The 23,560-nt window shown below is 63.6% G+C and carries 25 protein-coding genes and 1 tRNA gene; 5 read left to right on the forward strand and 21 right to left on the reverse strand.

What is annotated here, in order from left to right:
• Positions 1-2 precede the first annotated feature (2 nt).
• Complete coding sequence (locus tag HB778_RS12070; protein ID WP_183464070.1) at positions 3-563, reverse strand: hypothetical protein; 561 nt, start codon at positions 561-563, stop codon at positions 3-5.
• A gap of 209 nt (positions 564-772) precedes the next feature.
• Here HB778_RS12070 and HB778_RS12075 point away from each other — a divergent pair, with 209 nt between their 5' ends.
• On the forward strand, positions 773-1,216 hold the full coding sequence (locus tag HB778_RS12075) for a hypothetical protein (RefSeq protein WP_183464072.1): 444 nt from the start codon (positions 773-775) through the stop codon (positions 1,214-1,216).
• Positions 1,213-3,366 carry a phospholipase D-like domain-containing protein gene (locus tag HB778_RS12080; protein WP_183464074.1) on the forward strand — a complete coding sequence of 718 codons (2,154 nt, stop codon included), beginning with the start codon at positions 1,213-1,215 and terminating at the stop codon, positions 3,364-3,366. The genes HB778_RS12075 and HB778_RS12080 overlap by 4 nt, the downstream gene beginning before the upstream one ends.
• 13 nt (positions 3,367-3,379) lie before the next feature.
• On the opposite strand, the gene HB778_RS12085 is transcribed toward HB778_RS12080, so the two are convergent.
• The 13 genes from HB778_RS12085 to obgE form a co-directional block, all read right to left on the reverse strand.
• Positions 3,380-4,636 carry a D-amino acid dehydrogenase gene (locus tag HB778_RS12085; protein ID WP_183465064.1) on the reverse strand — a complete coding sequence of 419 codons (1,257 nt, stop codon included), beginning with the start codon at positions 4,634-4,636 and terminating at the stop codon, positions 3,380-3,382.
• Between the two features lie 91 nt (positions 4,637-4,727).
• Complete coding sequence (gene alr / locus HB778_RS12090; protein WP_183464076.1) at positions 4,728-5,873, reverse strand: alanine racemase; 1,146 nt, start codon at positions 5,871-5,873, stop codon at positions 4,728-4,730.
• A gap of 74 nt (positions 5,874-5,947) precedes the next feature.
• Positions 5,948-6,469, reverse strand: a complete 522-nt coding sequence (locus HB778_RS12095; protein WP_183464078.1) for an RNA pyrophosphohydrolase — start codon at positions 6,467-6,469, stop codon at positions 5,948-5,950.
• Positions 6,469-7,680 (reverse strand): divergent polysaccharide deacetylase family protein, encoded by a 1,212-nt coding sequence (locus HB778_RS12100; RefSeq protein ID WP_183464080.1) that lies wholly within the window; start codon positions 7,678-7,680, stop codon positions 6,469-6,471. Before HB778_RS12100 ends, HB778_RS12095 begins: the two co-directional genes overlap by 1 nt.
• 194 nt (positions 7,681-7,874) lie before the next feature.
• A complete protein-coding gene (locus HB778_RS12105; protein WP_183464082.1) occupies positions 7,875-9,206 on the reverse strand; it encodes a S41 family peptidase in 1,332 nt (443 codons plus the stop codon).
• A gap of 1 nt (position 9,207) precedes the next feature.
• Positions 9,208-10,575: a murein hydrolase activator EnvC family protein gene (locus HB778_RS12110; protein WP_183464084.1), complete on the reverse strand. Its 1,368-nt coding sequence runs from the start codon at positions 10,573-10,575 to the stop codon at positions 9,208-9,210.
• A gap of 207 nt (positions 10,576-10,782) precedes the next feature.
• The gene (gene rlmH / locus HB778_RS12115; protein ID WP_183464086.1) at positions 10,783-11,265 is read right to left on the reverse strand and encodes a 23S rRNA (pseudouridine(1915)-N(3))-methyltransferase RlmH; all 483 of its coding nucleotides are present in this window, start codon (positions 11,263-11,265) and stop codon (positions 10,783-10,785) included.
• Between the two features lie 72 nt (positions 11,266-11,337).
• Entirely contained in the window at positions 11,338-11,715 is a 378-nt protein-coding gene (gene rsfS, locus HB778_RS12120; protein WP_023777607.1) for a ribosome silencing factor, read from the reverse strand.
• A gap of 179 nt (positions 11,716-11,894) precedes the next feature.
• Positions 11,895-13,184: an MFS transporter gene (locus tag HB778_RS12125; protein ID WP_183464088.1), complete on the reverse strand. Its 1,290-nt coding sequence runs from the start codon at positions 13,182-13,184 to the stop codon at positions 11,895-11,897.
• A 102-nt stretch (positions 13,185-13,286) separates the two neighbouring features.
• On the reverse strand, positions 13,287-13,874 hold the full coding sequence (locus HB778_RS12130; RefSeq protein WP_183465065.1) for a nicotinate-nucleotide adenylyltransferase: 588 nt from the start codon (positions 13,872-13,874) through the stop codon (positions 13,287-13,289).
• A 72-nt stretch (positions 13,875-13,946) separates the two neighbouring features.
• Positions 13,947-15,233: a glutamate-5-semialdehyde dehydrogenase gene (locus HB778_RS12135; RefSeq protein ID WP_183464090.1), complete on the reverse strand. Its 1,287-nt coding sequence runs from the start codon at positions 15,231-15,233 to the stop codon at positions 13,947-13,949.
• Positions 15,234-15,236: 3 nt separating this feature from the next.
• Entirely contained in the window at positions 15,237-16,373 is a 1,137-nt protein-coding gene (proB, locus tag HB778_RS12140) for a glutamate 5-kinase (protein WP_183464092.1), read from the reverse strand.
• A gap of 4 nt (positions 16,374-16,377) precedes the next feature.
• A complete protein-coding gene (gene obgE / locus HB778_RS12145; RefSeq protein ID WP_095201068.1) occupies positions 16,378-17,409 on the reverse strand; it encodes a GTPase ObgE in 1,032 nt (343 codons plus the stop codon).
• 131 nt (positions 17,410-17,540) lie between these two features.
• Here obgE and HB778_RS12150 point away from each other — a divergent pair, with 131 nt between their 5' ends.
• On the forward strand, positions 17,541-18,410 hold the full coding sequence (locus HB778_RS12150) for an endonuclease/exonuclease/phosphatase family protein (protein WP_183464094.1): 870 nt from the start codon (positions 17,541-17,543) through the stop codon (positions 18,408-18,410).
• 7 nt (positions 18,411-18,417) lie between these two features.
• Here HB778_RS12150 and HB778_RS12155 read toward each other — a convergent pair whose 3' ends face one another.
• The 4 genes from HB778_RS12155 to HB778_RS12170 form a co-directional block, all read right to left on the reverse strand.
• Positions 18,418-18,969 carry a GNAT family N-acetyltransferase gene (locus HB778_RS12155; RefSeq protein ID WP_432421247.1) on the reverse strand — a complete coding sequence of 184 codons (552 nt, stop codon included), beginning with the start codon at positions 18,967-18,969 and terminating at the stop codon, positions 18,418-18,420.
• A 3-nt stretch (positions 18,970-18,972) separates the two neighbouring features.
• The gene (locus HB778_RS12160) at positions 18,973-19,560 is read right to left on the reverse strand and encodes a GNAT family N-acetyltransferase (protein WP_183464096.1); all 588 of its coding nucleotides are present in this window, start codon (positions 19,558-19,560) and stop codon (positions 18,973-18,975) included.
• Positions 19,561-19,679: 119 nt separating this feature from the next.
• Positions 19,680-19,949: a 50S ribosomal protein L27 gene (rpmA, locus tag HB778_RS12165; RefSeq protein WP_010912120.1), complete on the reverse strand. Its 270-nt coding sequence runs from the start codon at positions 19,947-19,949 to the stop codon at positions 19,680-19,682.
• 98 nt (positions 19,950-20,047) lie between these two features.
• The gene (locus HB778_RS12170) at positions 20,048-20,731 is read right to left on the reverse strand and encodes a 50S ribosomal protein L21 (protein WP_183464098.1); all 684 of its coding nucleotides are present in this window, start codon (positions 20,729-20,731) and stop codon (positions 20,048-20,050) included.
• Between the two features lie 403 nt (positions 20,732-21,134).
• On the opposite strand from HB778_RS12170, the gene HB778_RS12175 reads away from it, so the two are divergent.
• Together HB778_RS12175 and HB778_RS12180 are read left to right on the forward strand one after the other, a co-directional pair.
• Positions 21,135-21,224, forward strand: a tRNA-Ser gene (locus tag HB778_RS12175).
• Positions 21,225-21,555: 331 nt separating this feature from the next.
• On the forward strand, positions 21,556-21,972 hold the full coding sequence (locus HB778_RS12180; protein ID WP_183464100.1) for a hypothetical protein: 417 nt from the start codon (positions 21,556-21,558) through the stop codon (positions 21,970-21,972).
• 35 nt (positions 21,973-22,007) lie between these two features.
• Here the strand turns inward: HB778_RS12180 and HB778_RS12185 are convergent, their stop codons facing one another.
• The 3 genes from HB778_RS12185 to HB778_RS12195 all read right to left on the reverse strand — a co-directional run bounded on the left by HB778_RS12185 (position 22,008) and on the right by HB778_RS12195 (position 23,526).
• Positions 22,008-22,301: a type II toxin-antitoxin system RelE/ParE family toxin gene (locus HB778_RS12185; protein ID WP_183464102.1), complete on the reverse strand. Its 294-nt coding sequence runs from the start codon at positions 22,299-22,301 to the stop codon at positions 22,008-22,010.
• A complete protein-coding gene (locus tag HB778_RS12190) occupies positions 22,301-22,555 on the reverse strand; it encodes a type II toxin-antitoxin system ParD family antitoxin (RefSeq protein WP_183464104.1) in 255 nt (84 codons plus the stop codon). Before HB778_RS12190 ends, HB778_RS12185 begins: the two co-directional genes overlap by 1 nt.
• An 89-nt stretch (positions 22,556-22,644) precedes the next feature.
• The gene (locus tag HB778_RS12195; RefSeq protein WP_183464106.1) at positions 22,645-23,526 is read right to left on the reverse strand and encodes a LysR family transcriptional regulator; all 882 of its coding nucleotides are present in this window, start codon (positions 23,524-23,526) and stop codon (positions 22,645-22,647) included.
• Positions 23,527-23,560: the final 34 nt, after the last annotated feature.

A 23,560-nucleotide genomic window follows, 5' to 3' on the forward strand; every position in this document is an offset into this window, starting at 1 on the left:
ATTCAGGCTGGATCGAGAGCAAAGGAACGTACAATTCTCTCGATCGGGCCGGCGACCCCTATCCACCTCGCCAGCACTTCGTCCGCGCTTCCCATCAACATGCAGTTGACATAGCCAAAGCGTGAGCCGCGTATGGATAAGGCGATCCTGGAATGGCCGTGCAGGCCGAGTTTCTTGTCGCCAAGTGTAAAGGCTATATCGGCTAAGCGAACAGCATAGCCGGACGACCGTTGCTCAAGTCGTTCATTGCTGAATTCGGCGTTGCTGTAGGTCGGACCGATCACCTGCCTCCAGTCCTCAGCAGACCAGTCCTTTTCAATGAATTTTTTCGGGTCGGAGAGCCTTATTGGTGCAGATGTGTTGGAGACGGAGGTTGATACCTGACAGATCAGCTCACCGCCTCCTATCTGCAGCTGCGTTGCCCCGCTGGAAGGCCGTTCAATCGGAAAGTTCCCCGGAAAGGTCAGCGAAAAGCCGTTGTCGGCGTCATGTACGGTCTTTTCAGGAAGCATTAAGACATTGAGCAGAATTCCGCCGACCATTGCCGGAAATAGAGTATGCATCGCCGCCGCCACCTCGCCTAAAACCTACATCGGACAGCTCTTGCGGGCCGATGCATATCGAGGCAGATGATAGCACATGCATGCTGTGATCGTGCCGCCTTTTCCTTGCCACAAAATCAGCGAGGGTGGAAGCAAGCGCGATGTCGCCGATCACGTAGGGGCTGGCTGCGACGGGTGGGACATTTTTTGCATAGCTGGCGCGGATAAACATGCGAGCCGTTCTTGCCATCCTGCCGCTGCTTTTCGTCTCGGCTTGCGCCAACCCGTGGACGAAAGTGCCGGAAGCCGAATTGCCTAAGCCGATCCGCTACGCCATGGCGCGCCCCTCGCCTTTCGTCATTGGCAATTATTGCGGTCCGGGCACTCGCACCGGCGATCTGTCGGCCCGACCGGTCGACCGGCTTGACGCGGTCTGCCAGACCCATGACGCCTGTTACATCGCCCGCCACAATCATTGCGACTGCGACGGTGCCCTCGTCGCCTCGGCCAGGGCCATCCGCGACGACAAGACGGCGCCCCGCAAGATGCGCGACGAGGCGGAATTGCTGATCGCTACATTCGCCATTCCCGTCTGCAAGGTATTTCCACAGGGCTTCATGCCGCCGCGCGACCCGGCACAGTTGAGCGCCATGAAGGCCGGAGCCGCCGGGTGAACCGACGCGCCTCCATCATCCTTGCCCTCATCGGGCTGGCCGCCCTTGCCGGTTGTACCGGCACAGGCCGTAATACCTGCGATCTCCTGCCGGGACAGGAGGCCTGCGCGCGGCCCTCTCTGTCGGCAGGCACGCCCGGGCCGCGGGTCGCGGCGTCGCAGTTTTTCGGCGATGCCGGCAGCAGCGACTACGAAAGACGCTTCCTGGCGCTGCTTGCCCACAATCAGCTCGACGCCATGGACCGCGCCAACGGCACCGGCCCGTTCGGGCGCAACCGGCGCGACGTGCAGAACAATGACTTCCAGGCAACCTATTCGACGCTGCTGCAACTGGCCGGACCAGTCGCCAAGGCGCATCTGCCGCCGGCCAGTGGCGGCAGCGGCGAGGGCTATTTCGACGGCCGCTGGCGGGTGTCGCGACAGACGCTTTACATCGACGCGGCAGCGCGGCCCTTGGCTCCCAAGACTTTCGATTTCTCCGGCCTACAGGCACGCAGCACCGAGATCGTCCTGCGCCAAGCGGGCAAGCAGCCTGCCGACATCGAGGGCACCTGCGACGGTCCTCTGGCGATCCGCGCCGCCGGCGCCTCGCGCACCATCGCCGCCGGCGCGGCGTTTCGCTTTCGCCTGTCCGGCGAAGACGACACGGTCAGCCTGTTTCCAAGCGACAGCCTGAACCGCTGCACGGTAAGAATCCGCTCCAGCCTTGCGCCGGCCGGCGCGCCGCTCACCATCCGGCGCGAAGAGACCGCCGATCCGACACTCGCCAGCATCGACAGCCGCTATGAGCGTTGCCCGGTCCCCGACAGCGCCGGCCTCGACGCGCTCGAGCGCGCCTTCTATGCCAGCCGCTGGCTGTCGCAGACCTGCGCCCTGCCGATCGGCCAGCCCAAGCTGCTGCGCAAGTCGCGCGACGGCTTCAACGCCAAGGTCGAGGCGCTGATGGGCGCGCCGCTGTCGGATGCGGCAATAGACAAGGGCGATCCGGAGCTGCCGCTCGATTTCTCCAGGGCGCCAAGGCTGAAGCTGATCTATCTGTCCTCGCTCGAATTCAAGGCCGACTTTTCCGGCTGCATCATGGAACGGCTGATCCGTCATCATGCCGCCCTTGGCACCAAGGTGCGCATCATGGTCACCGACGTGCTGGAGCGCGAGAAGGACGACGCCATGCTGCACCGGCTGGCGGCCGAGTTCCCCAATGTCGAACTGCAGGAATACCGCTGGCGCGCCGATCATGGCGCGCCGATCGACGAGCAGATCTCACAACTGCACAAGACCCATCATATCAAGATGCTGGCGACGCTGGCTGAGGTCCCCGCGCGCTCGCGCGTCATCATCGGCGGCCGCAACATCCATGACGGATTCCTGTTCCACAGCCCGATCGACCTGTCGCGTTATCCGGACCTGCAGCAATACGGCAAGACCGACGGGCTTTCGCTGAACTACTATTCGAACTGGAGCGACTTCGACATCGAGTTCGCCGACAAGGCGACGGTCGAGACGCTTGCCGCGCATCTGTCGACGATATGGTTGCGCGACGCCGACACCAATCTGGCGCGCCCCTTCTCCATCCCGGTTCGCGGCGATGGCCGCCCCCGAGGCAACGCCCGGCATTTCATTTCGGTGCCCTATGAGGACGACCATGCGCTGGAGGCCTATTTCGTCGAGCTGGTCGATGCCGCCCAACACCACATCCAGATCGTCAACCCCTACCTCAATCTGACGCCGAGCCTCGCCCAGGCCGTTGACCGGGCACTTGCCCGTGGCGTCAAGATCGACATTGTCGGCCGCATCGATCTCAAGGGCGATATTGGCGGCAGGTTCCTCACCGCGCTCAACAAGCTGTTCGTCGAGAAGTATGGCGACCGCATCAACATCCGCGAGTTCAAGGCGCCCGACGTGGTGCTGCATTCCAAGATCATGATGATCGACGAAAGGCTGGTCGCCATCTCCTCGGTCAATCTCAACAACCGCAGCTTCTTCCACGATTCAGAGAACGGCATGACGGTGCTCGATCCCGCCTTCTACGTCAGGATGAAGCCGATCTATGACGACTACCTCGCCCACTCGAACCCGGTCGCCACCAAGGTGACGATCCCCTGGGCCTACCGGCTGCTCTTTGACGAGGCTTGGGTCAGGCAGGCGTTCTGACCCCCATCGCCCCCTATTTCAGGTAACGTTCCTGCGCCAGCGCACGGGCATCGATGTCGGGCACCTTGTTCGACATGATGTCGGCCAGCACCTTGGCCGAGCCGCAGGCCATGGTCCAGCCGAGCGTGCCATGGCCGGTGTTGAGGAAGAGATTGGAAAGCTCGGTGCGGCCGATCAGCGGCGGGCCATCCGGCGTCATCGGCCGAAGTCCGCACCAGAAGGTCGCCTCGCGCATGGCGCCGGCGCCCGCAAAGAGATCGCCGACCGAATGTTCGAGCGTGCGGCGCCGCGATTCGTGCAGCCTGAGGTCGAAGCCGGAAATCTCGGCCGTGCCGCCGACGCGGATGCGGTCGCCCAGCCGGGTGATCGCCACCTTATAGGTCTCATCCATCACGGTCGACACCGGCGCCAGGGCGGCATCCTTGATCGGCACGGTGATCGAATAGCCCTTGACCGGATAGACCGGGATCGACCGTTTCATCCGGCGCATGAAGCCGGCCGAGTAGCTGCCCAGCGCCATCACATAGGCTTCTGAAGCCTTGAACCCCTTGCTGGTGCTGAGATTGGCGATGCGGTTGCGGCTGCGGATAACGCGCCAGATCGTCGTGTCGTATTCGAACGTGACGCCGCGCGCGACGCAGAGTTCGGCCAGTTTCTCGGTGAACATCTTGCAGTCGCCGGTCTCGTCATGCGGCAGCCGCAGCCCCCCGACGAACTTCTCGCGCACACCGGCCAGCGCCGGCTCCGCCGCGATGCAGCCGTCCTGGTCGAGGATCTCGTAGGGCACGCCATATTTCTTCAGCACCTCGACATCGCCGCCGGTGCCGTCGAGCTGCTTTTGCGTGCGAAACAGCTGCAGCGTGCCCTGGGTGCGCTCGTCATAAGTGATGCCGGTTGCTTCGCGCAGCGCCTTCAGCGTGTCGCGGCTGTATTCGGCGAGCGGCACCATGCGCGACTTGTTGATCGCATAGCGCTCGGCCGTGCAGTTGCGCAGCATCTTGACCAGCCAGGTCCACATATGCGGGTCGAAGGCCGGCCGCACCACCAATGGCCCATGCTTCATCAACAGCCATTTGATCGCCTTCAGCGGAATGCCGGGCCCGGCCCAGGGCGAGGCATAGCCGGGCGAAATCTCGCCGGCATTGGCGAAGCTGGTTTCCAGCGCCGGGCCTTTCTGGCGGTCGAGCACCGTCACCTCGTGACCAGCCCCGGCAAGATAATAGGCCGTGGTCACCCCGATGACGCCACCGCCCAGCACCATGATCTTCATCGCATCACGCTCCACGCCGCCACGGACACCGGGCATGCCATTCCCTGTCTGCCGGATTTTGCCGCGCCCGCCAAGAGGCTAGCCCAAAGGGCTATCCATTGACGTAATGCCTATGAAAGCGCGGGCCGAGGCTGGCCAGGATTTCATAGCCGATGGTGCCGGCATGGCCGGCGGCATCGTCGACGCTCTGCGAAGGACCGAGCAGCTCGACCAGATCGCCCTCGCGCAGTTTGCCGGGCAGCAAGGCGGAGACGTCGAGAATGATCGAATCCATCGACACACGGCCGAGGAAAGGCAGGCGCACCCCTTCGAACCACGCCGCCGAAGTGGAGCGACGCAGCCAGCCATCCGCATAGCCGAACGAGATCGTCGCCAGGCTCAGCGGGCCTTCCGCGTGATAGGTATGGCCGTAGCCGACGCCGGTGCCTTTTTCGACGCGGCGCGTCTGCGCCACCTTGGCCCGCAGCCGCACGACAGGCAGCATCGGATTGGGCTCGCCAGGCGTGGGATTGATGCCGTAGAGCGCCGCTCCCGGCCGGGCGAGGTGGTAATGGTAGGGCTGCCCGAGAAAAATGCCGGAAGAGTTGGCAAGCGAGGCGGGCGCCTCGGGCAGCATGGCGCGCAGCCGCTCGAAGGCCTGCCGCTGTTGTTCATTGGCCGAATGGCGCGGCTCGTCGGCGCAGGCCAGATGGCTCATCACATACCGGATGTCGATGCCTTCGAAAGCATCGGCATCTCCGGCCAGTGCCTCGACTTCGGACGGCGCCATACCGAGCCGCGACATGCCGCTGTCGACCTGAACCGCCGCCGGCAGCTTTCGGCCGGCAGCGCGTGCCGCAGCACTCCAGGCTTTCAACTGTCCGACACTGTTGACGACCGCGCAGAGGCCGGCTGCCACCGCTTCCGGTTCGGAACCCGGCGGCAGCCCGTTCAGCACGTAAATGTCGGGCCCGCCCCCGATCGCCTTGCGCAGCTTGACGCCTTCGGCCAGCAGCGCGACGAAGAAGATATCGCAACCATCCTTGATGAGTGCCGATGCCACTTGGGCGGCACCGAGGCCGTAGCCGTCGGCCTTGACCACGCCAGCGCAGCGCACGCCACCCAGCCGTGCCTTCAGCCGCCTGTAATTTTCACGGATCGCGCCGAGATCGATGGTCAGGATCGCGCCAGCCGCCGCTTCGCTGACCGGCCAATCGGTGACGGTTTTCGCTGCAGTCGGGTTGACGGCGTCGTTCATTGGCGACCCTCATTGCATCGGCCATCAATACGACCACCGCACGGGCGCGGCAACCTTGGCCAACGTTTTGCGGACTAGCGCGCCAGATGGCTGAACGCCGCCACCACGTCTTCATAGACCTTGCGCTTGAACGGCACGATCAGGTCGGGCAGATCCCGCATCGGCCGCCACGACCATTTGTCGAATTCGGCGGTGTGGCCGCCCGGCGGCGGATTGATCTGGATCTCGCTCACATCGCCATGGAAGCGGAAGGCGAACCATTTCTGCGTCTGGCCGCGATAGCGCCCCTTGAAGGCAATGCCGACGAGGTGGTCCGGCAGATCATAATTGATCCAGTCCGGCGCCTCGGCGAGCAGCGAGACGCTGCGCATGCCGGTCTCCTCGTAGAGCTCCCGCTCGGCCGCCTGCAGCGGCTCCTCGCCCTTGTCGATGCCGCCTTGCGGCATCTGCCAGAGCTGCGTCGTGCCCGCGAATTCGCTGTCGGGCTCGGCAATGCGATGCCCGACCCAGACCAGGCCATCGCCATTGAGGATCATCAGCCCGACACAGGGACGGTAGGGCAGCGTTTCACGGTCGACGATTTTCGTCTTCGGCATCAGTCAGTCTCTCCAGCCATCTTCCGATGGCTAACCCTTTGCGGATCGATGGCCACCGCCGAAATCGGCACGATCTCGATGCCGCGTTTCTTGGCCTCGGCAATCCAGGATGAGACCGTGTCGACCGTCAGGTCGAAGGCCGAGCCGATGCCGACGGCAGAGCCCTTGGCCCGCGCGGTGGCTTCGAGACTGTCCAGTTTCTTCAGGATGGCACCGCGATCCTGCACCGCGTCGATCGCCATGTCGCCGGCGACGAAGGGCACGCCGTCCTTCAGCGCCAGGTCGGGCGCCAGGCTGCGCGCCGACGAGCCATCGTCGATATAGGCGAGACCCCGTTTGCCGAGTTCGGCCATGAACGGCTCCATCGCCGCCGTGTCGGCGGAAAAGCGTGCGCCCATATAGTTCATGACACCGGTATAGTTCGTCGTCCGCGACAGCGCCCAGTGCAGGTTTTTCAGGTTTTCTTCGGCGCTCGCCGCCACCGTCAGCGTGTTGCGGCCGGGGTTGACGTTGGGATAGTCGAACGGTTCGAGCGGCACCTGCATGACGATCTCATGGCCGCTCTGCCGGGCGGCCTGCATCCAGCGGCCGATGCTGTTGCCTTGCGGCGCGAAAGCCAGCGTCACTTCCGCCGGCAGCTTGGCGATGGCCGCCTGGGTGCCGGTCTGCGACACGGCAAGTCCACCGATGACGATTGCCACCCGCGCACCGCGCGCGCCGGACCACGGCCGTGCATAGACATCGAACGGCCGCCTGCCATCGGCGGAGCGTATCGGCAAGGGTCCGGCGTCGCTGGTTTCGATCAGCGCCTTGTCGGGAAGATGCGCAATCTTCAGGTTCTGCCCAATGCTCGACGGATCGCGAATGACGATAGCCGCCTGCGGCGGACCATCGCCCTCCTCCTTCTGCACATGGATGATCTGCGGACCACCGGTCTTGGTTGGCGTTTCAACCTTTGGTGCCGCGACCGGGGCCAAAGCGGATGGCGCGGCAGCGGGCTCGGCCGCCGCCGTCACCTTCGGCGTCGAAACGGCGACCTCTTGCGGCTTGCGAAACGGCTTTTCCCGGAGCGCGATCGCGGCGGACACGCCAACCACCGCCAGCACGACAATTGTCGACACGATCACGCCCGCACTGACCTTGCCGGCGGCGCGCGGCGCCTGGACGGTCTGTCCAAGCGGGCGTTCGATGTCCTTGCCGATATCAGCCAAGCGCTGTCCCCGGAGCGCATGGTTCCGAAGGCGACCCCCTTCGGCGACATGCGCGAATTCATCAACCCTGGCGCGCCACTGGCGCCGAATCTGGAGGCCTTGTCTTGCCTCCCCGAATCAAACTGCCGGAACCTTTCGGTCCCGGCAGCATCGCATTGCTTCGTTCAGCCGGCCAGACCTGGCCGGCCAAGCCGTTACTGGTTGAGCACGGCCTTTTCCGGATTGGGCGGGAAGGCCGGATCGGTCTTCTGACCGCGCAGCAGCTGCTCTGCATAGATGAGCTGCAGATCGTCCTTCGGATCCGGCGGCACATAGGCGGCCGAGCCCGAGCCGGTCGAGCTCTCGTCGGCGCCCTTGATATGACCCTTGAGATCGGACTCGCCGCGCGTCAAATCCCTGCCCTGCAGTTCGGGCGGCAGCGGCTGGTCGACCTTGATGTCGGGCGTGATGCCCTTGCCCTGGATCGACTTGCCGGACGGCGTGTAATAGAGCGCCGTCGTCAGCCTGAGCGCACCATTCTCGCCGAGCGGAATGATGGTCTGCACCGAACCCTTGCCGAAGGACTGCGTGCCGACCACCGTGACGCGGCGCAGATCCTGCAGCGCGCCGGCGACGATTTCGGACGCACTGGCCGAGCCGCCATTGACGAGCACGATAATCGGCTTGCCGTTGACGTCGTCGACCTGCTTCGGCTTGGCGTCGAAGCGGGTGACGTCCTTCGGATCGCGGCCGCGCGTCGAGACGATCTCGCCGCGCTTCAGGAAGGCGTCGGACACGCTCACCGCCTGGTCGAGCAGGCCGCCCGGATTGAGGCGCAGGTCGAGCACATAGCCCTTGAGCTTGTCGTCCGGCACCTGCTTCTTGATGGTGTCGATGGCATTCTCGAGGTCGTCATAGGTCTTTTCGGTGAAGGAGGTGATCTTCATGTAGCCGATGTCGTTCTCGACCCGGAACTTGACCGCCTTGACCTTGATGATGTCGCGCACCACCGTCAGCTCGATCGGCTTGTCGGCGCCCTGGCGCAGGATGGTGAGCTTGATCGGCGTGTTGACCAGGCCGCGCATCTTGTCGACCGCGTCGTTGAGCGTCAGGCCGCGAACCTCTTCGCCGTCGATCTTGGCGATGTAGTCGCCGGCCAGCACGCCAGCCTTGGCGGCAGGCGTGTCGTCGATCGGCGTGATCACCTTGACCAGGTCGTTCTCCATGGTGACCTCGATGCCGAGGCCGCCGAATTCGCCCTTGGTCTGCACGCGCATGTCCTGCGCCTGTTCGGCGTTCATGTAGGAGGAGTGCGGGTCAAGCGACGAAAGCATGCCGTTGATGGCGTTCTCGACCAGCGACTTGTCGTCGGGCGGCGTGACATATTGTGCCCGCACCCGCTCGAAGATGTCGCCGAAGATCGCCAGCTGCTTGTAGGTCTCCGATCCCGCAGCGTTCGCCGACGAGCCAGGAGCACCATAGACAAGGCTCATGGCGGAGGCGCCCATCAGCGCACCGGCAAACAGAAGCGACAGTTTCCGCATCATTTCACGTCCTTCCAGAAAAACGGTCCGCCCACCATGGGGCCGGATCGACGGGTTTTCCATCCTTGCGGAACTCGACATAAAGTTCCGGCGTGGCATTTCCATTCTTCGAAACCGAGGTGCTTGCCACCCGGGCCTCTCCCATCGCGCCGACCGGCTCTCCTGCGAGCACCGACTGGCCAGTCACGACGCTGATTCTGCTCATCCCCGCCAGAACGACATGATAGCCGTCCCCGGCATTGAGGATCAAGAGTTGACCATAGGAGCGAAACGGCCCCGCATAAAGCACATTCCCATCCGCCGGCGCGGTGACGATGGCTCCCGATTGTGTCGCAAGCATGTCTCCAAGCATCACTGCGCCGTTACCGTCATCGGCGCCAAAGCGGCGTTTGATGCGGCCGGTGACCGGCAGCGCGATCTGCCCCTGCAGCGCCGAAAAGGGAGCTGCTGCGGTGAGCCGGTTGCCTTCGGGGACCGGCAGTGCTGCCAGCGATGCCGTCTTGTCGCCCGTCTGATCGTCAGCCGGCTGGCCCGCGGCGGCTGCCTTTGCGGCTTCCGCGGCCTTGCGGGTCTTGTCGGCCTGCGCTTCGAGCGAGGAGATCAGGTCCTTCAGGCTGGAAGCCTTGGCCGCCAACTGCTCGGAGCGCTGCTGCTCGGCCGTCATTTGCGCCTGCGTATCGGCCTCGAGCTTCTGCTTGGCTTCGAGCAGCATGCCGAGCCGCTTCTTTTCCGCCACCTGCTCGCCGACCGCTTCCGTCAGCCGCGCCCGTTCGGCCTCGATCGAGGCCGTCACCCGGGTCTGCTCCTTGAGGTCGGCCAGCAGGCTATCGGTCTGCTGGCGCAATTCCGGCACCACGGCGCCGAGCAGGATGGCGCTGCGCACCGACGACAGCGCGTCCTCCGGCTTGACCAGGATCGCCGGCGGCGGGTTGAGGCCCATGCGCTGCAGCGCGCCCAGCACTTCGGCCAGCACGTCGCGCCGCGCCACAAGAGAGGTGCGGATCTTCTGTTGCTGGCCCTTGAGCCCTTCCAGCTTGGCGCCGATGTCCTCGATGTCCTGGCCAAGTTTCTGCTCGGTCATCGCCGACTGGATCAGCGCCGCGGTGATAGAGGCATGGTCCTTCTTGACCGCGGCGATATCGGCGGCGAGCTTGGCCAGCCGTTCCGACGACAGCGTTATTTCCTTGGAAACCTGTTCGTACTCGGCGCGGCTCTGGTCCGGATCGGGCGCCATGTCGAGCGCGTTCTCGGCCCGGGTGGCATGCAACGACAAAAGCACCGCCACCGCCGCGATGCCGCAGCGCGCGCGCCCAAAGCGCCCGGTTGATGAGCCCGCTGTTGGGCCCAGTGTCGATTTCCAGCCTTCAGACATTCGCGATCTATACTATCCGCGGCTTCGTTAACGAATCATCAACCATATTCGAAGAGCCCGTCCCCGACTGCATGTTGCCCAAAAGTGGTCCCCTTTTTGGGAAAACGACATGCATAAAACTAGAGATTTTCGATCTTGCGCGGCATTGGGGCGGAAATCCGGGCAATGGGCGACGAATCACCGCTGGCGGCAACTGTAGCGGCAGGCTCAGGAGCGATGATAGGGGTGGCCGGAAAGGATCGTCGCTACCCTGTAGAGCTGCTCGCCCAGCATCACCCGCACCAGCTGATGCGGCCAGGTCAGCGCACCGAACGACAGCACCAGCTCGGCCTGGTCGCGCAGCGACGGATCGTGGCCGTCGGCGCCACCGATAGCCAGCACCAGCGCCTTGCGCCCGCCGTCGCGCAACTGTCCGATACGATTGGCGAAATCCTGCGAGGAAAGGCTCTTGCCGCGCTCATCGAGCAGGATCAGTGCCGTGCCCGGCTGCAGCTGCGCCTGCAGCCTCGAGCCCTCGTCACGCTGGCGCTCGGTAGCGCTCTGCGACCGGCCCTCGGCGATCTCGGTAATCCCGGCGAATTCGAGCCCGACCGCGGGCCCGCTCTTGGCGAAGCGTTCGAAATAGCGGTCGGCCAACTCCCGCTCGGGACCGGTTTTCATTCGGCCCACGGCATGAACTGAAATCTTCATCCTGCCTCTATAAGCCGCTAGTGCATGTCACCCAAAGGAGAAATCCAATTCTGGGCAACGACACGGAGCAGCTTAATGAAGGGTCTCTTCCTCGAGATCCGGCGCCTGCCACATCTTTTCGAGATTGTAGAATTCGCGGACTTCAGGGCGGAAGACATGGACAATGATATCGCCCGAATCGATCAGGACCCAGTCGGCACCGGACAGCCCCTCGACGCGCGCGGTGCCGAGGCCGGCATCTTTGAGCGCCTTGAGGAGATGGTCGGCGACAGCCGAGACATGACGGTGCGATCGACCCGACGCGACGACCATGTAGTCGCCGAGGCTCGATTTCCCCTGAATGTCGATTGAGACAATATTTTCGGCCTTGGAGTCTTCCAGACTGGCAAGGACTGTCTTGATGGCACGGGACACGGCGTCGTCTACGCTGATCCTGGCCGGCGAAGGCATGATATCGGCCTTCTTCCGCAGTGCTGTTCTCAGTGTATTTCCTTTCGCAGCAAGAACAACCAAATCACCCCCAAAAGCAGGTGACACCACTTAGATAGGCAGAGTTCCGTTGCAGTTTCAAGACGCAGCCGCAGAAGCAGGTTCGCCAGGCATCAGAAATGAAGCCCGTCGGCCAGGGGTCAGCCCGGTTTCCTGGCGGTATCATCCGGCGCATAGGCAAGTTCGACCGGCAGCGGCGCCTGCGCCGTCATCGGTGCGAAACTGCCGGTCTCGGTGGCCGGCACGGCCTGTGTTGTGAACACGCGCAACAGCACGAACAGGCAGAAGGCGCAGGCGATGACAACAGCCACATAGATGAACGCCTGCGTGCCGAACGCGGCCGAAAGGGCGGTGACGATGCCCGGCACGATGAAGCCCGACAGCGACCAGGCAAACAACAACGAGCTGGACAACGCCACCATGTCGTCCTTGCCTGCGCGGTCGGCGGCGTGCGCGCTGGACAGTGAATAGATCGATTCCGAGGCGCCGTCCCACAAGACGTAGATCACCAACAGCGCCGGCAGCGCGCCGCCGTCGAAACCGAGCGCGAACATGCCGGCAGCGGTGGCCAGTGCGGACGCCCCGATCAGCACGTAACGGCGATCGGTACGGTCGGAGATCCAGCCGAACGGAAGCTGCAGGATCAGCGTGCCGAGCGGCATCACCGAAAGCAGCAATGCCACATCGGCCTGGCTGTAGCCCTTGGCCGTGGCGTGGATCGGCGCGAAACCGGAAATCGACATGGACAGGCCGCCGACCGCCAGCATGCCGGCAACGCCGACCGGCGAAATCCGCCAGGCCCGGCGCAGCGCCACCGAGGCCGCCTGCGGCGCCGGCGGCTGCGCAAGCCGCGTCATGCCGACAGGCAGGATCGACAGAGCGGTAAAGACGATACCGATCAACGGCGCATCCGCCGTTCTGATGTCGACCAGCGCCAGCGTCGCATAACCGACGCCGAGCCCGGCGACATAAGCGACGTAGAAGAACGCCATCACCCGGCCGCGTATTGCGTTGGCGACCGCATCGTTCAGCCAGCTCTGCGCGACGATGAACAGGCCGCAAATGGCAAAGCCATAGAGGGCGCGCGCCCCGATCCACAGCAAGGGATGCGGTCCGGCGCCGATGGCCGCATTGGAAAGCGCGATCAGCGCCGACAGCACCATGAAGGCGCGGGCATGGCCGACCCTGCGTACCAGCGGTCCGGTCAGGATGCAGCCGGCGAGGCCGCCGGCCGACAGGCCGGTGACGATCAGCCCGGCCCAGGTCGGATCGAAGCCTTCGACGCCAAGCCGGACCGGGATGTAGGCAAACATCAGCCCGTTGCCGATGGCGATCAGCGCCATCGACACAATGACGCTGGCGATCGCGATCAGCGGCGTCGGCGCGTTGCCATGCTCCGGCTCGGTCGGGGTGCGGTTCTTCTCCAGCATTCACGCACCATCGCTTACCCCCCACGCGAAAAGCCGCCGCAAAAGCGACATCGGCGGGTCTTCCCTTCTCCCCCTGTGGGAGAAGGAAGATCCGTGCAAGCCCTACCCCTTCGCCATCTTCCGGATCGCGCTCGACGACAGCGATGAGCGTGGGCCATGGATGAAGGTCCAGGCCGGCGCCTGCATGCGGGCGAGCAGCGGCGCGTCGCCTTCATCGATGCGGGCATAGTCGAAGGTCTTGGCAACGACCGACGACAGGAACGACAGCGTCGCGCCCGGCCGGTCGATGACCGCGATGGGGAAGGTCAGCACGATTTCGCGCCAGCGCTGCCAGCGGTGGAAATCGCGCAAACTGTCCGCCCCCATGATCCAGACGAACTCGACTCCAGGATTGCGCGCCTTGACCAGCGCCAGCGTGTCGGCGGTGTAGCGCACATGATGCGCGGCTTCGAAGGCGGTGACCTTGATCTTCGGGTTCCTGGCGATCTTCTCCGACAGCTGCAGCCGTTCAGCCAGCGGCGCCAGCTCGCGCGTGCTCTTCAGCGGATTGCCCGGCGTCACCATCCACCAAAGCTGGTCAAGCGCCAGGCGCCGCAGCGCAATCTCGGCGACCAGCGCATGGCCGGCATGCGGCGGGTTGAACGAACCGCCGAACAGACCGACAGCCAGGCCTTTTTCGGCATGCGGCATTTTCAGGTAACGAGAGGGGACCGCCGGTTCGGAAGATGCCAGCATCGCCTCAGGCTCTAGCGACGAAAAGCGTCAAGGCCTCACCTGTCCCGACCCGCGCACGCGGTATTTGAACGAGGTCAGCTGCTCGACGCCGACCGGCCCGCGCGCATGCATCTTGCCGGTGGCGATGCCGATCTCGGCGCCCATGCCGAACTCGCCGCCATCGGCGAACTGCGTCGAGGCGTTGTGCAGCAGGATCGCCGAATCGATCTCGTTGAAGAACCGCTCCACGGCCTTCGCGTCCTCGGCGACGATCGCCTCGGTGTGATGCGAGGAGAAGGTTTCGATGTGTTCGATCGCACCGCCAATGCCGTCGACCAACTTCACCGCGATGATGGCGTCGAGATATTCGGTCACCCAGTCGGCATCGGTCGCCGGCTTGGCGTCGAAAAACACTTTCAGCACCTCGGCATCGGCATGGATCTCGCAGCCGGCGGCGCGCAGCGCATCAAGGATCGGCACCAGATGGGTTGATGCAACCGAGCGGTCGATCAGCAGCGTCTCGGCGGCACCACACACGCCGGTGCGCCGCATCTTGGCGTTGACGGCGATCTTCACCGCCATGTCGAGATCGGCGGAGCGGTCGATGTAGAGATGGCAGATGCCTTCGAGATGCGCGAAGACCGGCACCCGTGCCTCGCTCTGCACCCGCCCGACCAGGCTTTTGCCGCCGCGCGGAATGATGACGTCGAGCGCACCACCTAGCCCCTTCAGCATCTCGCCGACCGCGGCGCGGTCGGTGGTCGGCACCAGCTGGATGGCGTCCTCAGGCAGGCTGGCTTCCTTCAACCCCTCTACCAGGCAGGCATGAATAGCGGCGGATGAATTGAGCGAATCGGAGCCGCCGCGCAGGATCACCGGATTGCCGGCCTTAAGGCAGAGCGCGCCGGCATCGGCAGTGACGTTCGGCCGGCTTTCGTAGATGACACCGACGACGCCGAGCGGCGTGCGCACGCGCTCGATCTGCAAGCCATTCGGCCGTTCCCAGGCCGCGATCACGTCGCCGACCGGATCGCTGAGTTCGGCGATTTCGCGGATGCCGTCGGCCATGGCGCGGATACGTGCCGGATCGAGCTTCAGCCGGTCCATGAAGGACGCGGACAGCCCGGACTCCTCGCCATTCGAGACGTCGATGGCGTTGGCGTCGAGAATGTCCTGCTCGCGGGTGATTATGGCCTTGGCCATGGCGGCAAGAGCGGCGTTCTTGGCTGCGGTCGACGCGACGGCCAACGGTCGGGCAGCGGCGCGGGCGCGGCGGCCTATATCGGCCATCAGCGCCACTGTGTCGTCTCCGGATTGTTCATGCAGCTTCAGCATGGCTCATCCTCCGCTTATGTCGCCTCCGGCGTGACTCACCACGAGGTCGTTGCGGTGGATCATCGCCGAGCGCGCTTCGTAACCGAGCACGGTTTCGATCTCGGCCGTCTTCAGGCCTGCGATCCTTACGGCATCGGCGGCATCATAGGCAACCAGCCCGCGCGCGATCTCGCGGCCCTCGGGTGACAGGATCGCCACCGTATCGCCGCGCGAAAAATTGCCGCTGACCAGCTTGACGCCGGCCGGCAGCAGCGATTTGCCCGAGGTGAGCGCGCCAACGGCGCCGGCATCGACCGTCAGCCGGCCGGCCGGTTCGAGCTGGCCGGCGATCCAGGTCTTGTAGCCCTTGACCGGATTGGCGCTCGGCCGGAAGAAGGTGGCGCGTTCGCCGCGCTCGATCGCCATCAGCGGCGACAGCCGTGTGCCCGAGGTGATGATCATCGCGGTGCCGGCGGCGGTGGCGATCTTGCCGGCATCGAGTTTTGTCCGCATGCCGCCGCGCGACAGTTCGGACGCGGCAGCTCCCGCCATCGCCTCGATGTCAGGCGTGATGCGGTCGACCACCGGAATGAATTTGGCTTGCGGATCGCGCGCCGGCGGCGCCGTATAGAGCCCGTCGATATCGGACAGCAGAACCAGAAGATCGGCGCCCATCATCGTCGCGACACGCGCGGCCAGCCGGTCATTGTCGCCATAGCGGATTTCGGAAGTGGCGACCGTGTCGTTCTCGTTGATGACCGGCACCGCCTTCATCTTGAGCAGCGTCGAGATCGTCGCCCGCGCATTGAGATAACGCCGGCGTTCCTCGGTGTCGCCAAGGGTCAAAAGAATCTGGCCTGATTTCAGCGCGCCCTTGCCAAGCGCATCCGACCAGGCGCCGGCCAGCGCAATCTGTCCGACGGCCGCCGCCGCCTGGCTCTCCTCGAGCTTCAAGGCGCGCTTGCCCAACCCCAGAATGGTGCGGCCAAGCGCAATGGCGCCGGAGGACACGACGAGGATTTCGGCGCCGCCTTGAGCCAGCACGGCGATGTCGTCGGCGAGCGAAGCCAGCCAGTCACGCTTCAGGCCGCTCGCGCGGTCGACGAGCAATGCCGAGCCGATCTTGACGGTGATGCGCCGGTATTTTTTCAGCGACTGCATGGCCTTACTTTTCCCAGCGCGTCTCGACCACGGGCGCAGCCTCCGCGCGCGCCTCGGCAATCACTGTCATCAGCGCCCGCAGCACCGCCTCGACGCCTTCGCCGGTGACGGCGGACAGGAGCATCGGCGCACGCCCGGCGGCGCGCTTCAGCGAAGCGACCTTCTTCTTGCGCGCATCGGCATCGAGCGTGTCGACTTGCGAAAGGGCCAATATCTCGACCTTCTCGATCAGCCCATTGCCATAGGCATCGAGCTCGGCGCGCACGGTCTTGTAGGCCTTGCCCGGATTTTCCTCCTGCGCCGAAACCAGATGCAGCAGCACGCGTGTGCGCTCGACATGGCCGAGGAACCGGTCGCCGATGCCCACCCCCTCATGCGCGCCTTCGATGAGACCTGGAATGTCGGCGATGACGAATTCGCGCGCATCGATACGGGCGACGCCGAGGCCGGGATGCAGCGTCGTGAACGGATAGTCGGCGATCTTTGGCTTGGCTGCGGTGACGGCGGCGAGGAAAGTCGACTTGCCGGCATTGGGCAGCCCGACCAGCCCGGCATCGGCGATCAGCTTCAGCCGCAGCCAGATGTTGAGTTCTTCGCCGGGAAGGCCGGGATTGGCGCGGCGCGGTGCCTGGTTGGTCGAGGTCTTGAAATGCTGGTTGCCGAAGCCGCCATTGCCGCCCTTGGCGAGCAGGAAGCGCTGGCCGACCACGGTGAGGTCGCAGATCAGCGTCTCATTGTCTTCCTCGAACACCTGCGTTCCGGCCGGCACTTTCAGCGTGACATCGGCGCCTTTGGCGCCGGTCATGTTGCGGCCCATGCCGTGGACCCCGGTCTTGGCCTTGAAATGCTGCTGGTAGCGATAGTCGATCAGCGTGTTCAGCCCGTCGACCGCTTCCAGCCAGACATCGCCGCCACGCCCGCCATCGCCGCCATCCGGCCCGCCGAACTCGATGAATTTCTCGCGCCGGAACGACACCGAACCGGCGCCCCCGTCACCGGAGCGGACATAGACCTTGGCTTGATCGAGAAATTTCATGAGATTGCAGTTTCTTTATTGGCCTTGCGGCATTGCTCTAAACCTTGGGCCTTGCTCTAAACCAAGGCGCGGTCAAGGGCGAGACCGTTTTGTGACAATGGCCGCGTGGGGTCGGCCGGAGAAATGTTGCTATGAAGCTTGTAACCTACAACATCCAGTACGGCATCGGTCTTGATGGCCACTATGATGTCGCGCGCATTGCCGAGGCGGTGCGCGGCGCCGATGTGATCGCGCTGCAGGAGGTCACCCGCAACAATCCGAGAAACGGCGGGCGCGACATGGTCGCCGAGATCGGCGAGGCACTGCCCGACTATTTCGCCGTCTATGGCAGCAATTTCGAGGCCAATATCGGCTCGCGCATCGAGAACGGCCGTGCCATCACCACGACCTTCCAGCTCGGCAACATGATGCTGTCGAAAACGCCCATTCATCTGTCGCGCAACCTGCTTTTGCCGCGCAGCCGCAGCTTCGAGATGATGAACTTCCAGCGCGGCGCGCTGGAAGCGCTGATCGAGACGCCGCTTGGTTTCATCCGCTTCTATTCCATTCATCTCGATCACCGCAGTCCGGTCGAACGCACCAGCCAGATCCAGTTCCTGCGCCGGCGCCTGTTGAACTATGCGCTTGAAGGCGGCGCGCTGTCCGGCGTCGCCGAGATCGGCCTGCCGGAATTGCCGCATCCCGAGGCCTTTGTGGCGATGGGCGATTTCAACATGCTGGCCGGCTCGCCCGAATATGTCGAACTCGCCGGCCGGCCGGACCACCAATTCGGCATGCCGCTGACCGCCGACTTCGCCGTCGATGCCGCCGTGCGCCTCAATGCCACCGGCGAGGATCTCGCCAGCTGGGCCGACCCCAAGGACCCCGCTAACGCCAGCCGCCACAAGCGCATCGACTATGTCTTCACCAGCGCGTCGCTTGCCCGATCGCTGCAGCGCCTGTGGGTCGACCACCAGGCAACCGGTTCGGACCATCTGCCGGTGTGGGCCGAACTGGGCTGATGGCTCTTCATCCGGCTGCGTTTTCGCGCTGGACGATCGCCATCATGATCGTATCGCCGTATTGCCCGTCGATACAGATAGCGTCGCGCTGCACACCCTCCCTGACAAACCCGACCTTGTCGTAGAGAGCGATGGCGCGGGCATTGTCGGCATGCACGGACAGCTCGACGCGGACAAAGCCCACCTTGCGTGCCTGCGCCAAGGTCGCGTTGATAAGCCGCAGTCCGAGGCCACGCCCGCGATGGGAGGCAACAATCCCCATTCCGAGGCTGCCGCGATGGGCATGGATGAGCCGGTCATGGCGTGAGATATCGCACCAACCGACAACCCCGCCACGAACCACGGCGACGAAACCTGGATCGCCTGCCGCGATACGGTCCAATACGAATCGCCGGGTTTGATCCAGTGGTGGCGCCTCGAGGAAAGACAGGTACTTCCGCTCACGCGCAACGAGATCAAGCGCGCGATGAAAGCTTTCGATATGATCCGGCGTTATCGGCGCGATCGCGATCGTTTCAATATCGTTGCTGTCATCGACCATTGGCTTGACCGACGTCATCGATCAAAAATGCACCCAGTTGCGCAGGCTAATCCACGTCTTGCGATCCAGCCTGTAGCGCTCGACCGGCACCTGGCCGGCGACGATCGAATTCAGCATGCCCTGGCCGGCATACTGGAAGCCGCACTTGTGGATCACCCGGCGCGAGGCCGGATTGATGACCCGCGTCGAGGCATGCAGCACCTGGACCGACGTCTTCTGGAAGGCGAGGTCGACCAGCGCGTGGGCCGCTTCCGTCGCATAGCCGCGCTTCCAGTAGGGTTCGCCGATCCAGTAGCCGAGCTCCAGCCCGCGATCGGTGGTGTTGAGCCCGGCGCAGCCGACGAAAGTGTCGGTGCCGGCCAGCGTCAGCGCATAGGCGATGCCGGCGCGGCGCGACCTTGTCATGGCGAGGAAAGCCCGGGCCTCGGCCTCGCCATAGGGGTGCGGCATGCGCGCCAGCATTTCGGCGACATGACGGTTGTCGGCAAGCTCGACCAGTTGCGCGATGTCGCTCTCGCTCGGCGCCCGCATCACCAGCCGCTCGGTGACCAGCACCGGGCAGTCTATCGCGTAACTTTCGTCTTCTGAGTCTTCCGCTTCGGCAACCATTTCAAAGTCCTCCAGGCACAAGAAAAAGGGGAGATGGAAACCCATCTCCCCTGATCCTTTCCTGGCGTTGCCAGACACCGGTTCCCGAGATGGGCGCCGGTGTTCTAGTGCGGAACCGGCTACTCCGCGGCTTTGGTAATCGGGTTGACCGATACGTAGGTTCGGCCGTTGGCTTTTTTGTTGAACGTCACGGCGCCGGATTCGAGCGCGAAAAGGGTATGGTCCGTGCCCATGCCGACATTGACGCCGGGATGCCAGGTCGTGCCGCGTTGACGAATGATGATGTTGCCCGGGATGACGGCTTCGCCGCCGAACTTCTTCACGCCCAGACGCTTGGAATGCGAGTCGCGACCGTTGCGCGACGAGCCGCCAGCTTTCTTGTGTGCCATCTAACTAACTCCGTTGCGCCGCAAGGCGCCTAAAAGGCCTTATGAACGCGTTCGCGTTCCGTTTCAAGTCCGATCCGGCGGATGTTTCGCCGGAAAAATTACTTCTTCGCCAGTTCCTTGGCCTGTTCGCGCCAGTCCTTGATCTGGTCGGCGCTAAACGGCATGTGCTCGTCGATCTTGGCGACATCCTTGTCGGTCAGCTTGGCGAGCTGCACGAAGGTGATGATGCCCTGCTCGTTAAGATCCTTGGCGGCGACCGGGCCGATGCCCTTGATCACGGTCAGGTCGTCCGGCTCGCCCTTCGGCGCCTTGAACAGCGGCGCGGCGGCCGTCTCGGCCGTCACTTCTGCCTTGGGGGCAGCTTCCTTCTTGGCCTTGGCCTCCTTCGGCGCGGCCTCGGCCTTAGCCTCGGCAGCAACCTCAGCCTTGGCTTCCGCCTTCACGGCGGCCTTCTTGGCGGGCTTGGCGCCACCCAGCAGGATCTCGGCGATCCGCACGGTGGTCAGAAGCTGGCGATGGCCGATCTTGCGGCGCGAATTCTGGCGGCGGCGCTTCTTGAAAGCGATGACCGTGCGGTTCTTGCCCTGCTCGACGACTTCAGCGGTAACCAGAGCGCCATCGACGAACGGCGCGCCGAACGTGACATTCTCGCCCTCGCCATGCGCGAGCACGTGGCCGATCTCGACGATATCGCCGACATTGGCTTCGACTTTTTCGATCTTCAGGAGATCGTTGGCGGCAACGCGATACTGCTTACCGCCCGTTTTAATGACTGCGAACATTTTTTGCCTTTCGCTGTTCGGTCGGCCTCGATGAACCGCCTGAGGCGGTTCGGCCGTCTTTTTGTCAGTCTGCGGGTTCAAAAAACAAGCGGCGCGGAAGAACCCTCCACGCCGATTGCGCGCTGTCCCTAACCGAAGGTTGAGTTGGAGTCAAGGCAAACGGCCGTTGCCGGGTCTGGTGATTGGCGGGCAACCACTTGTCGTGTCAACATGACGACCCAGCGTTACCGTCGCCTGGAGATGGGAGGCATGGCTGGCCGTGAAACCGTATGGGCTCGACGGTAAACACCGCCTTGAATCCGCCACTTGTCCGGCAAGCCAAATATCGGCGGATTTGGCCTTGTAACCTGCCCGTTCAGCCGTTATCTAGTGCGCCGCGCCGGCAACGGCCGACCATGACCGCGGAGAGGTGGCAGAGTGGTCGAATGCACCGCACTCGAAATGCGGCATGGGTGCAAGCCCATCGGGGGTTCGAATCCCTCCCTCTCCGCCACCCTGCGCCCTGTGGGTTTCGGGTGGCAGGCCACCCGAAACCGCAATCGGGCGTAGGAGTGTCGCCCGAAGCTACGAAGTAGCGTAGGGGACCATGTGGTACGTCTATTTCCTGCAGCTCCGTAACGGCGATATCTATGTCGGATCGACAAACGATCCGTACCCCGCCGTGTGGCAGCGCACATGTCACGTGACAAAAATCCGACTATGATCGATAAATAAAAGGATCTCTAAGGGACCCAACCTGCGGAGGACCGTTTCGACATGCGTTCTGGGAAATCCAGCAGTGTCCGGCCGCTCCCTGGATCGGCTGTTTCACAACGGGTGATCAGATGATCGGGCGAACTATAGCGACTGCCTTTGCAATTGCGGCTTCCTTTTCGCCTTCGCATGCGCAAGCACAGCATCGTTTGCCGAGCGGTTATAAATGGGGCCGCTGCCTGCTTGTCGTTCAGGGTGAGACCCGCATATCCGGAAAATGCTCCTATCAAATCGAGAAGGGCGGCGATTTCAATATTCAGGGGCCTCATCAGGTTTTCGCAGGTATCGACTATCCCGACACCCATAGTGGGGCCGGTGAAATGTCCAAGGATTACTGGGCGGTTGTATACAAGGACCGAGATTCTTGGGCAGGCTATGCGAACGGGGATATTCGCGACACCCACGGCGACGGACAAGATTGGGGAGCACTTCACCGCGAAGGCGCGTGCTATATTGGAAATGACGTCCGGGTGTGCCTTTGGCGTTAGCCGACTCCGGGCGGCAGTCTTTGACCTGAGCCGACCTAGAGAATATCGCTCGCCCAATCCTCGTGTCCGTGTCGTATTCGGACAATGAGAATATCGCCATCTGCTTCGATCCGGTAGACGACAAGGTGGGCCTTGAACGGGTGGATGCGCATAGGCGGCGATATCTCATACCGCTCCCGGGCCATGCGAGGGTTCGCAGCGATCAGATCGAGCATCGCAAACAACTGCTCATGGTACAGTCTGGCCTGCGCTGCGCCGAACAGGCGCACGCCCTGTTCGGCAATGGCGATGATGTCGTCTTCCGCCGCCAGGGAAAGGCGGAATCCCACTACCCATTGCCGCGCGGCGCATTGGCACGCGTCAGCGCCTCCGCAAAAAGCGCGTCTTTGGAACGAGTGCCGATGCCGCTTTTCAGACCGTCATCGACAAAGCGCTGCATGGCCGCGATCTTGTCATTGCGCTCCTGATCCCGGCGGATCAAATCCCGCACATAGTCGCTGGCATTGGCATAGCGACCTGTCTTGGTTTGCGCCTCGACCCAGTCTTTCATGGGATCAGGCAAGGACACGTTCATCGTCGCCATAGCGGTCTCCAATCACCTACAATATGGCATATTTTGGCAAAGTTTGTCAAAGCTGGCTGCGCGTATCTCGCCGCCAGATGCCATTGCGGTCATCCTTTGCAGCGCCTCAGATGCTCGACCAGCGCGCGCAATTTCGGCGCGGCGTTGCGCCGGCTTGGATAATACAGATAGAAACCGGCAAAGCGCGGACAGTAGTCCTCCAGCAGCGGGACCAGTTCTCCCCGCTCGACAAACGGTCGAAAACTCTCCTCCATGCCGAAGGTGATGCCGGCGCCGGCCACGGCCAGCTTGATCATCAGCTCCATGTCGTTGGTGGTGATTTCGGGCGCGACCGCGACGCTGAAATCCTTGCCGTCCTCGGTGAATTCCCAGCGGTAGGGAACCGCCTTGGGTGATGGCCGCCAGCCGATGCAGCGATGCCCGGCAAGGTCGGGAATGCCGAAGCGGTCGCGATAGGCTGGTGAGCAGACCGTCAGTTGCCGCTCGTCACCCGCTACGGGCACCGCGATCATGTCCTGTTCGATGACCTCTCCCAGCCGCACGCCCGCATCATAGCCTTCGGCGACGATATCGAACTCCTCGTCGGTCACCGTGATGTCGAGCCGGATTTCGGGATTGGCCTCGGTGAAGCCGGCGAGAAACGGTCCCGACAGGAAGCGCTCGGCGATCGAGGAGACGGCCAGCCGCAAATGCCCGCGCGGCCGGTCGCGCCACTGTTCGGTCTGGCTGAGCGCCGCGCGCACATCGGCGATGGCCGGCGCGACGTCTTCGTACAATTGCTCTCCCGCCTCGGTCAGGCTCACGCTGCGCGTCGTCCGTGAAACCAGCGCGATGCCGAGGTTTTCCTCGAGCCGCCGGATCGTCTGGCTGACGGCCGACCGGGTGACACCGAGCCGCTCGCCCGCCGCGCGGAAACTGCGTTCCTCGGCAACGAGTGCGAACACCGAAAGCATATTGAAATCGGGTAGCATTGGTTAGCTCAGCTTTCCACGGCGACAACAATTG

Source organism: Mesorhizobium huakuii, from assembly GCF_014189455.1.
GTDB classification, from domain to species: domain Bacteria; phylum Pseudomonadota; class Alphaproteobacteria; order Rhizobiales; family Rhizobiaceae; genus Mesorhizobium; species Mesorhizobium huakuii_A.

Coding starts and splice junctions, on each gene's coding strand:
- HB778_RS12150 (WP_183464094.1), top strand. CDS start 17,541: ATGAAGCTTGTAACCTACAACATCCAGTACGGCATCGGTCTTGATGGC.
- HB778_RS12180 (WP_183464100.1), top strand. CDS start 21,556: ATGATCGGGCGAACTATAGCGACTGCCTTTGCAATTGCGGCTTCCTTT.
- HB778_RS12195 (WP_183464106.1), bottom strand. CDS start 23,526: ATGCTACCCGATTTCAATATGCTTTCGGTGTTCGCACTCGTTGCCGAG.
- proB (WP_183464092.1), bottom strand. CDS start 16,373: ATGCAGTCGCTGAAAAAATACCGGCGCATCACCGTCAAGATCGGCTCG.
- rpmA (WP_010912120.1), bottom strand. CDS start 19,949: ATGGCACACAAGAAAGCTGGCGGCTCGTCGCGCAACGGTCGCGACTCG.
- HB778_RS12070 (WP_183464070.1), bottom strand. CDS start 563: ATGCATACTCTATTTCCGGCAATGGTCGGCGGAATTCTGCTCAATGTC.
- HB778_RS12130 (WP_183465065.1), bottom strand. CDS start 13,874: ATGCCGCATGCCGAAAAAGGCCTGGCTGTCGGTCTGTTCGGCGGTTCG.
- HB778_RS12155 (WP_432421247.1), bottom strand. CDS start 18,969: ATGACGTCGGTCAAGCCAATGGTCGATGACAGCAACGATATTGAAACG.
- HB778_RS12190 (WP_183464104.1), bottom strand. CDS start 22,555: ATGGCGACGATGAACGTGTCCTTGCCTGATCCCATGAAAGACTGGGTC.
- HB778_RS12085 (WP_183465064.1), bottom strand. CDS start 4,636: ATGAAGATCATGGTGCTGGGCGGTGGCGTCATCGGGGTGACCACGGCC.
- rsfS (WP_023777607.1), bottom strand. CDS start 11,715: ATGCCTTCGCCGGCCAGGATCAGCGTAGACGACGCCGTGTCCCGTGCC.
- rlmH (WP_183464086.1), bottom strand. CDS start 11,265: ATGAAGATTTCAGTTCATGCCGTGGGCCGAATGAAAACCGGTCCCGAG.
- HB778_RS12075 (WP_183464072.1), top strand. CDS start 773: ATGCGAGCCGTTCTTGCCATCCTGCCGCTGCTTTTCGTCTCGGCTTGC.
- HB778_RS12160 (WP_183464096.1), bottom strand. CDS start 19,560: ATGGTTGCCGAAGCGGAAGACTCAGAAGACGAAAGTTACGCGATAGAC.
- obgE (WP_095201068.1), bottom strand. CDS start 17,409: ATGAAATTTCTCGATCAAGCCAAGGTCTATGTCCGCTCCGGTGACGGG.
- HB778_RS12135 (WP_183464090.1), bottom strand. CDS start 15,233: ATGCTGAAGCTGCATGAACAATCCGGAGACGACACAGTGGCGCTGATG.
- HB778_RS12095 (WP_183464078.1), bottom strand. CDS start 6,469: ATGCCGAAGACGAAAATCGTCGACCGTGAAACGCTGCCCTACCGTCCC.
- HB778_RS12110 (WP_183464084.1), bottom strand. CDS start 10,575: ATGTCTGAAGGCTGGAAATCGACACTGGGCCCAACAGCGGGCTCATCA.
- HB778_RS12105 (WP_183464082.1), bottom strand. CDS start 9,206: ATGATGCGGAAACTGTCGCTTCTGTTTGCCGGTGCGCTGATGGGCGCC.
- HB778_RS12170 (WP_183464098.1), bottom strand. CDS start 20,731: ATGTTCGCAGTCATTAAAACGGGCGGTAAGCAGTATCGCGTTGCCGCC.
- HB778_RS12125 (WP_183464088.1), bottom strand. CDS start 13,184: ATGCTGGAGAAGAACCGCACCCCGACCGAGCCGGAGCATGGCAACGCG.
- alr (WP_183464076.1), bottom strand. CDS start 5,873: ATGAACGACGCCGTCAACCCGACTGCAGCGAAAACCGTCACCGATTGG.